The sequence below is a fragment of the Plesiomonas sp. genome, from assembly GCF_051650925.1.
Classification (GTDB): domain Bacteria; phylum Pseudomonadota; class Gammaproteobacteria; order Enterobacterales; family CAMTGL01; genus Plesiomonas.
In genome coordinates, this window is record NZ_JBOFRH010000383.1 from 1 (window position 1) to 1,219 (window position 1,219).

General features: G+C 45.0%; 1 protein-coding gene and 1 pseudogene. One reads left to right on the forward strand and one right to left on the reverse strand.

The window, feature by feature from the left end:
• A partial coding sequence (locus tag ACRC27_RS08720; RefSeq protein ID WP_438639708.1) for a hypothetical protein occupies positions 1–227 on the reverse strand: 227 nt, incomplete at its 3' end.
• Positions 228–983: 756 nt separating this feature from the next.
• Here ACRC27_RS08720 and cadB point away from each other — a divergent pair.
• A pseudogene (cadB, locus tag ACRC27_RS08725) lies at positions 984–1,219 on the forward strand (cadaverine/lysine antiporter); the annotation flags it as partial.

The following is a 1,219-nucleotide window of genomic DNA, read 5'->3' on the forward strand; positions in this document are numbered from 1 at the left end:
GCGCGCCGTTCGCCAAACTCATACCAGACATAAAACTTACCCAGCTCGAAAATAACAGCCAGCGCCCCGAACAGCCATTTCATCAACGGATTATTGTCGATGGATAAAAACAGCAGCAGGGAAAAAATTATCGAAGCCAGGATCGCGGCACCGGTAAAACTGTAAACAATTGTTAGCGCGAACCATTCTTTAGGGAATCGCACCGGCGCAGATGTGTGTGTGGTCATGAGGGTTACAGCAGAAAATCACGTATGGACAAAGTTGGCTGACGATTATAACCACCTGCCATCACGTTTAAAGGGAAACACTGTAAATTTACCCAGATATACAGTCTTTTGTATATTTTCTGACTCATTAGCTATCGATTACCGCCAATGCCCCTGCTTTAGATGGGTCTATTGAAGGTTAAATCGCCCTTGCACAGCGTAGCGCTTCTCAGCACGCCATCATCGAACCCGCGGCCTGACTCGATTTGGCACGAGTTGTCACCGCTCTTGCTGGGCAATCCCCTAACATCGCGATACCACTTTACACCCCACTCAATCGCCATTCGCAACACTCGCAGGCAAAACAAAATCAGTAAGCCTCACGTGACAATACACACCACCAGCAATATATAAGACATTTAAGTAAATAAAGTCACACATTGGATAAATGATAATAAAAACAAGGCTAGGCATTTTACCGGAGTACCATTTAATTAAATAACGCAACACTTGGTGTCACTTTAAAACCTGACAATCATAATTATTTATTTGCATTCCGCTTTGCAAAAAACAGGTTCATCGTACACGCTTTTGATAGCGCCAAATAAAAGCACGCTAATTTTTCTGACAAGAGTCTGGTTAACATACCGGATTTTAAAACAAAGCCTACTTACGGAGTCATTCGCGCTCCGTATATATGACGTAATGTATTTATTTCGGCGATCACAAACGCAGGACGATTCATGTATTAACGAAAAATGAAACCGGAGCGCATATATGTCATCTGATAGCACCAAAAGAATAGGCTTAATTGCCTGTACCGGCCTTGTCGCCGGTAATATGATGGGCAGTGGTATCGCATTATTGCCCTCCAGTCTGGCTGCATACGGTTCGATTACCATTTTCAGCTGGATGATTTCACTGGTGGGTGCACTGGCCCTGGCTTATGTTTATGCACGGATGGCCACCACCAACCCGCAAGCCGGTGGTCCGGTGGCGTATGCCGGTGAAGT